At 30.4% G+C, this 7,032-nt stretch carries 9 protein-coding genes and 1 pseudogene; 2 read left to right on the forward strand and 8 right to left on the reverse strand.

Translation table 11 applies throughout. From position 1 onward, the window contains the following. Positions 1-139 precede the first annotated feature (139 nt). Positions 140-775 (forward strand): annotated as a pseudogene (locus tag JJE11_RS11410) (DUF3362 domain-containing protein); the annotation flags it as partial. A gap of 94 nt (positions 776-869) precedes the next feature. Here the strand turns inward: JJE11_RS11410 and JJE11_RS11415 are convergent. From JJE11_RS11415 to JJE11_RS11425, 3 genes are all read right to left on the reverse strand, one after another. Then, positions 870-1,505: a hypothetical protein gene (locus JJE11_RS11415; protein WP_291635680.1), complete on the reverse strand. Its 636-nt coding sequence runs from the start codon at positions 1,503-1,505 to the stop codon at positions 870-872. A gap of 125 nt (positions 1,506-1,630) precedes the next feature. Beyond that, complete coding sequence (locus tag JJE11_RS11420) at positions 1,631-2,515, reverse strand: YegS/Rv2252/BmrU family lipid kinase (protein WP_291635682.1); 885 nt, start codon at positions 2,513-2,515, stop codon at positions 1,631-1,633. Positions 2,516-2,662: 147 nt separating this feature from the next. Beyond that, positions 2,663-3,091, reverse strand: coding sequence for a CBS domain-containing protein (locus JJE11_RS11425; RefSeq protein WP_291635685.1), 429 nt, complete (start codon positions 3,089-3,091; stop codon positions 2,663-2,665). 265 nt (positions 3,092-3,356) lie between these two features. Between JJE11_RS11425 and pssA the strand changes: the two genes are divergently transcribed. Next, entirely contained in the window at positions 3,357-3,869 is a 513-nt protein-coding gene (gene pssA, locus JJE11_RS11430) for a CDP-diacylglycerol--serine O-phosphatidyltransferase (protein ID WP_291635687.1), read from the forward strand. Between the two features lie 99 nt (positions 3,870-3,968). On the opposite strand, the gene JJE11_RS11435 is transcribed toward pssA, so the two are convergent. From JJE11_RS11435 to sdaAA, 5 genes are all read right to left on the reverse strand, one after another. Then, positions 3,969-4,298, reverse strand: coding sequence for a hypothetical protein (locus JJE11_RS11435; protein WP_291635689.1), 330 nt, complete (start codon positions 4,296-4,298; stop codon positions 3,969-3,971). A gap of 116 nt (positions 4,299-4,414) precedes the next feature. After that, complete coding sequence (cax, locus tag JJE11_RS11440; protein ID WP_291635691.1) at positions 4,415-5,461, reverse strand: calcium/proton exchanger; 1,047 nt, start codon at positions 5,459-5,461, stop codon at positions 4,415-4,417. Between the two features lie 19 nt (positions 5,462-5,480). Further along, the gene (locus JJE11_RS11445) at positions 5,481-5,789 is read right to left on the reverse strand and encodes a hypothetical protein (protein WP_291635692.1); all 309 of its coding nucleotides are present in this window, start codon (positions 5,787-5,789) and stop codon (positions 5,481-5,483) included. Beyond that, positions 5,771-6,310 carry a rubrerythrin gene (gene rbr, locus JJE11_RS11450; RefSeq protein WP_291635694.1) on the reverse strand — a complete coding sequence of 180 codons (540 nt, stop codon included), beginning with the start codon at positions 6,308-6,310 and terminating at the stop codon, positions 5,771-5,773. The genes JJE11_RS11445 and rbr overlap by 19 nt, the downstream gene beginning before the upstream one ends. A gap of 125 nt (positions 6,311-6,435) precedes the next feature. Further along, a partial coding sequence (gene sdaAA / locus JJE11_RS11455) for an L-serine ammonia-lyase, iron-sulfur-dependent, subunit alpha (protein WP_291635696.1) occupies positions 6,436-7,032 on the reverse strand: 597 nt, incomplete at its 5' end.

Genomic DNA, 7,032 nt, shown 5'->3' on the forward strand with positions numbered 1-7,032 from the left:
CACTGTGTGATAAAATTTAATTGACTCATGTGAAATCCTCCCGTATATGTTGGTTTAGTCACTTAACATTATACAAGAGTATTTCTCTTGAGTCTTTATTTTTTTGTTACTCTTCGGTCATTTCATTATACAACTTACCGAATTATGTGAATATCATATTAGTGGACAATTAAAAGTAGCTCCTGAACACATTAGCGACAAAGTACTAGATCAGATGGGGAAGTCAAAAAAAGAAGTGTATGACCGTTTTGTAAAAAAATATTTCGAAATAGATAAAAAATTTAATATGAACCAATTTTTGGTTCCGTACCTTATGTCAAGTCATCCTGGATGTGACCTCACGGAATCTATTAAATTATCAGAATATATAAAAGAAATGGGATACACTCCAGAGCAGGTCCAAGACTTTTACCCAACACCCGGGAGTTTATCTACTACAATGTATTACACCGGAATTAACCCTTTCACCAAGGAGAAGGTTTATGTTCCAAATGATCAAAAGGAAAAAAATATGCAAAGAGCTCTGCTTCAATTTAAGAATCCAGAAAACTATAACATTGTAAAAGAAGCTCTAGTAAAAGGTCATAGAGAAGATTTAATTGGTTTTGATAAGAAATCATTAATACCACCAAGACCTATGAAAACAAATGCTAAATTTACTAGGAATAAAAAATCTAAAGTACCCTTTTCGAAGACTACTTCAAATTTGAAAACCACTCCAAAGAAGGCATCAAACCCTGATCTAAAACATAACCCTAGAACACGACAAGGGTAAAAAATATAAGGCAAAAATAAAAAGGCATATATAACTATAGATTTACTCATAGTTATACATGTCTTTTTAATGCCCCTAACATTATGCCCCAACATTATTTTTTAAACTTTCTTAAACTATAATCCAAGGTTATTATCCAAGAAATATCACCTAACAATAGCCATAGGTCATTTGTATTTATTGAAGTTAAAAGGAGTGATATTACTGTTATGCAAGAAGATATTATTATTAATACGGACCCTATTTTGTTAGAATAGGTTTTATTAAATAGTTGTATACCTTTAATTGCAAAAATCGAATTTATTATAAGCATAACAATATAACAATAAGATTCCAGTTGTAATTCTATAGTGTATCCACAAATGTTTGATATATTAATATTTATAGCAGATTTATATATAACAATACAGTAGGCTATACATAGCATAGTACATATAATTAAAATTTTTTTAAGCTTGATTTTATTATTCTTAGCAAAAATATGAACTGAAAGAACACCACATAATGGTATGCACAATAAATTTGCATACACAACAGGTTTTAATAAATATAGATAACTTTGATTTTTCACAATAAAAAGAATTATTAAAGCTATGTATCTAAACGTCATTAAAACTAAAGCCATAGCACTTAATATCCTTATTTTTTTAGGTGCATTAACCAAACTAGAAATTATACCTTCATATAATAAAATAACCATTATTAACAGCAGTAAAAAATATATACTCATTTATATACTCTCCCTAAAATTGCTACTATTAATATTTATTACTGTATATTTAAAAATATGCTAAGGCACAACAAAATAAATAATAAGGCTATCCCCTTGTTATTTATTTTACTGTGCCTAACTTACTATATTTTAGCTCCTAATATAGATATTCCGCCTTTTTCACATTCTATTAAGAGTGGAAAATCTGGTCCTCTTTCTCCATCTATATCTGTTACAATATCTTCAGAGCATTCTATTTTTAATTTATTTGTCTTAAAATAAACAATTCCTGCTACATTTTCTAGATGCTCATTTCGAATCATCCTAATAAAAATATTTAAAATATTCTTCATAACCCCCGCTTTAATTATTATTACATCTAAAAGTCCATCATCCATTTTGGCGTTATAAGCAAATTTTAAATTTCCTGCAGTTTGTCCATTAAACACTAACATTAAATACATATCGCCATCAAAACAAACTTCACTTGAGTTAACTTTTATTTTTAGTTTTCTAAAGTTAGGTAATTGCTCTATTCCTTTTACATAATATGCCAATTTTCCTATAGTATTTTTCAAGTTTGCATCCATATTTTGAGATATATCTGTAAATAACCCTGTACTGGCTACATTTAAAAAATATTTATCATTTATCTTCCCTATATCCACCTTTTTTACATCGCTCTTTAATATTTGATTACATGCATCTAATATATCATGGGGCATGCCTATATAATTTGCAAAATCATTTGCAGTACCTGATGGAATGATTGCTATAGGCAAATTAATATTCCTTTTTTTCATCTCATTTACCACACTGTCTATTGTTCCATCTCCACCTGCTATTAAAATGTAATTATAACTTTTATCAACGCCCTTAAATGCATCGGATATAGGATATTCTTTACTAATTCTATACGGAACTATCGTTCGCCCATATTTTTGATGAATCATTATTATCGTATCTAAATCAGACGCTATAGTATTTTCTCCAGAATATGGATTATAAATAAATTTTACCTTATTCATTTCATTCTCTCCTATTTACCATTGAATTTAATAATTATTTATGTACATTATACCTCACTAAAAATTAATCCACAAGAATTACATTTTCCTGTGGATTTTACTATACTATCATATTTTATTTGTCATATATTTTGATATTAATTTATTCTAAATATTGTGTATACAAGGTATAGAAATCTCACTCAAAGCATCTGTAGCCTCGCTTTTAAGTTTTGGTTCTAATGCTAAATCCCCTAATGAAATTATCCCAACTAATTGATTTTTCGAAGTTATTGGTAGTCTCCTTATTTGCCTTTCACTCATAATTCTGGCTGCATCATTCACATCTATATTTTCATCTCCTACTACGGGATTTGAAGTCATAATATCACGAACTTTTTGTGTTTTTATATCCACACCCTCTGATACACTTCTAAGTATTATATCCCTATCCGTTACAATACCAATTATTTTTCTTTCTGTATTTACAGGAATTGACCCTATATTATACTCCTTCATAAGTTGAGCTGCACGCTGCGCTGTATCATCTACAGATAGACTTATTACATCTTTAGTCATTATTTCAGAAACTTTCATTTTATAACCCTCCTTTTACTTCTTTAGAATAAAAAACAATTATCAATTATTTTATTTTAACCATAAATTAAAAATAATATTAATATTTTTTCAAATATGCTTTAACAATATATTAAATAAAATATATGATTTACATACTTAATTATTGCTTTAAAATGATGTATAATAAAATGAATGATTTTATAAAAAATATTTAAAATAATATTCAAATCAAATTAATAATACTATGTTATAAACTATTTTATTATTTTAGGAGTGTTGTGCAGTGAAGAAATCCTATGTCCCAAATATTATAACTTTTGGAAATTTAATCTTTGGTTTATTATCTTTATTAATGACTTTTCAAGCTCATTACAGATTATCCGCAATTTTTATATTATTAGCTGGCCTTATGGATAGGTACGATGGTAAAGTAGCACGTTTTCTGCAAGTATCTAGCGATCTCGGAAAAGAATTAGATTCATTAGCAGATTTAGTATCTTTTGGCGTTGCACCATCTATTCTTATATTTGATTTATATAATTTCGTTAGTTTAGGCTACTTAAGTTATGTTTGTTTCTTAGTTTTCCCTGTAGCTGGTGCATATAGACTAGCACGATATAATAGTACTAAATTTGATAATGTTTATACAGGAATTCCTATTACTCTGGCTGGAATGCTAGTAGCAATTTACGCTTTAATAACTTTAAATTCACCCCTTAATCTTCCACTTACTATTATTATAATATTTGCGCTCTCTTATCTTATGGTAAGTAATTTTCAAATAAAAAAAGCGTGAAAAATTTTTCACACTTTTTTTAACGACATTTCAAAAGTTGATTAATATCACCAAAGGCGATGATTAACTCCAAAGGTGATGCATCACCAAGGGTGATGATTAATCTCTTAACTTTAAATCCTCGTCAATCTCTGTTTCTATATACTCTATTTGAATCTTGCATTTCATAACTTCAGTTTTCATTGTGCAGTAAGACCTATAACTATAACTCGCATCATCTAATACTTTTATTGTCTCGTCTATGATGTCCCCCAAATTATCAGCTCTTTTAAGTGCATCCTTAACCTCACTTTTTTTAGATAGTGCAATTTTATTTAGTTCATCCGCACCACCTATTAATAGCCTATAAGAAGAAACTAGTTTAGTCAAAATTTCTGCTAAATTATTTACATCATTATAATAATTCTGAATTACCCTTCTATGTGTCAAATAATCACCTTTTAGTTTAATATATTATTATATTATTGAGAATATGCAAGCTGTTTCCTATGTAATAAAAATAAATAACAAGTCAAATATCTGACTTGTCATTTATTTTTATACGTCTATACAATATAATAATATGCTAAAGTAATTATAATATAGGAAGTAATTAAAATGCTACCTTCTAACCAATAGGTTTTCCCATCCTGAAATACTAAAAAAGACATACCTACTGCTATACTACACATTATTATGTGGAAAATTGGAAATAGTAGTGTCATATTTAACCCCATAAAACAAGAAAATAATACTAGCACCGGGGTAACAAAAAGTGAAATCTGGATGCTTGACCCTATAGCCGTTTCTAAACTCATATCTACTTTGTTTTGTATTGCACTCATTATGGTAGATACATTTTCGCCTATATTCCCGAGTAGTGGAATTAGAATGATACCTATGAACTCTTGGGATATATCGTAATCACTTATAAAATCTCTGATATTGTAAATTAACTTATCACTTATAAAATAAAGTAATACAGATATACAAATTAAAGTTATCGCACTTTCAGCAACTTTCTTATTTATAATAATTTTTTTTTCTTCTTTATTCTCGCTTACAATAAATAAATTATTATGCGTATATAATGAAAATATTAGACCTAAAATGTAAATACCTATCAGCAAAAAAGCGACTTTCACACTTATGGCTATAAGTATCGGATCTTTAACTACAGAGTAGCTATTTAATGTTGCTATGACTACCATAGAGGACAATGCCAATAGTAACATATTGAAATTCGTTCGTGCTATTATTCTATTAAATTTCTGTTCCCTAAACTTAAGACCACCGAACACTACTGCAATTCCAAGACCTAAAAGCATATTATTTATAATTGATCCAATTAGAGAGGCCTGAACCATAGGTATCATCCCATACTTTATTGACCATATTCCCATCATGAGTTCAGGAACATTACCAACTGTAGCGGCTAGTAGCCCCCCTTTCTTCTCCCCTATATAATCTGATATTCTAGTAGTTTGATCTCCGAGAAGGATAGCCAATGGAATTATGGCTAATGAATATATTATTGTATTTACTAGACTTGAAGAAGTGCTTATAAACATCATGGCAATTACACCAATCATAAAAATGTAAGTTTTTTTCATTCAAAACACCAAACTATCATTATTTTGTATTTTCATTTACGTACTCTGCATCAATCTCTCCAAAAATATCATGACTAATATTTCTGTATTTGTTATGCCCTTCGTTCTCTTCCATATTGTACCGATCGATATATCTATCGTAGTACCCAGCGCTGTGTTCATCATTATAACCATCGCTGTATTCATCGTTGTACCTAACGCTGTATTCATCGTTGTACCTAACGTTGTATTCATACTCGTCTATTGATATTACAGGTACTACTGGTACTAAATAGTAGGTCGGATAATAAATTATCATATTCACTCCTCCTATTTGTAGTCTTCGCAATATATTTTAAAATAAGCTTTTGGATACTTACATAGCGGACAAAAATCTGGTGCTACCTTTCCAATATGAATATATCCACAATTCATACATTGCCATTTTACTTCATTGTTTCTTTTAAACATCATTCCCGCCACAAGATTTTCATATATTTTCATATATCTCATTTCATGGCTTTCTTCTACTTCCTGTATTTCTTTATAAAAACTTGCAATATCCATAAACCCTTCTTCTCTTGCCTCAACTTCAAATTGTTTATATAGCTTACTACTCTCAAAAGCTTCTCCCTCTGCAGCATCTTTCAAATTATCTGCTGTATTTTTATTCATGTTAAGAAACTTATCGAAAACTACTCTCGCATGAGCTTTTTCGTTGTTTGCTGTTGCTTCAAAAACAGACGCTATATACTCATAGCCCTCCTTCTCAGCTTTTTCAGCATAAAATGTATACTTGTTTCTTGCCCTTGACTCTCCTGCAAAAGTCGTCAGAAGATTTCTTTCTGTTTTACTTCCCTTTAATTGCATTTCTAATCCTCCATTAAATTATTATCTTCTTTAATATTCTATTCATTATGTTTTTAAAGGTTACTTCAAAAAGAGAGGGACATCCCTTTAGGATATCCCTCTCTTAATTAATTCTAACAATATATCTATTTCAATGTACCTTGTTTTAATGAAATTTCTTTTGCCAATTTGAGGCCTGTGGGTGTAGTCGCAAGACCTCCCATAGCAGTTTCTCTTAATTCACAAGGTAATTGCTTACCTACCTTATACATTGCAATTACTGTATCATCAAAAGGTATTCTACTAGTTACACCACTCATAGCCAAATCTGCAGTGGTTAGAGCACTTACTGCTCCAGCCATATTTCGTTTAGCGCAAGGCACCTCAACGAGTCCTGCAATAGGATCACATACGAGTCCTAATATATTTTTTATCACAATAGCTGCTGCGTCCAAAGCCATAGCAGGAGTCCCACCCATCATTTCTACTACAGCCGCTGCGCCCATTGCTGCGGCTGCTCCACATTCAGCCTGGCATCCACCTTCAGCTCCTGACATTGTAGCATTCTTAGCTATTATAATTCCTATCCCTGAAGCCGTGAATAGCGCATTAATCAACTCATCTTCAGTCTTGTTAAGTTTCTCTCCTGCTGTAATAATTACTGAAGGAAGTATCCCACAAGATCCAGCTGTAGGTGCCGCAACTATTTTACCCATGGCTGCATTCACTTCTGAGCAAGAAAC

The organism is Clostridium sp., assembly GCF_016650095.1.
GTDB lineage: Bacteria > Bacillota > Clostridia > Clostridiales > Clostridiaceae > Clostridium_AD.